Genomic DNA, 386 nt, shown 5'->3' on the forward strand with positions numbered 1-386 from the left:
GGCCAGTCGGTGCCGAGTCGGTTGGCGGCGGCGGAGGCGATGTTGGGTACTTCGAGGGCGAGCCAGCCGCCGGGGGTGAGGGCGTTGTGGGCGGCGTGGAGGAAGGCGCGGGGGTCTTCGACGTGTTCGAGGACGTGGAAGGCGCAGACGACGTCGGCGGTGAGGGTGGGGGCGATGGTTTCGAAGTAGCCCTGGCGTACGGGCATGTGGAGGTGGTCGCGGGCGAATTGGGCGGCGGCGTGGCTGACTTCGATGCCGCTGGCGGTGATGCCGGCGTGGTGGGCGGCTTCGAGGAAGTAGCCGCCGGCGCAGCCGGCTTCGAGCAGGACGGTGGGGCGGACGGTGGACAGCAGCCAGCGCAGCCGCCGGCCCGCCTCGAACCGGCG

General features: G+C 72.5%; 1 protein-coding gene. It reads right to left on the reverse strand.

The genetic code is table 11. The annotated features are described in order from the left end of the window. Positions 1-386 (reverse strand): class I SAM-dependent methyltransferase (locus IF46_RS0131995; protein WP_030492139.1); only part of this gene is annotated, 386 nt, incomplete at both ends.

This window comes from Micromonospora chokoriensis (assembly GCF_000718555.1).
Classification (GTDB): domain Bacteria; phylum Actinomycetota; class Actinomycetes; order Mycobacteriales; family Micromonosporaceae; genus Micromonospora; species Micromonospora chokoriensis_B.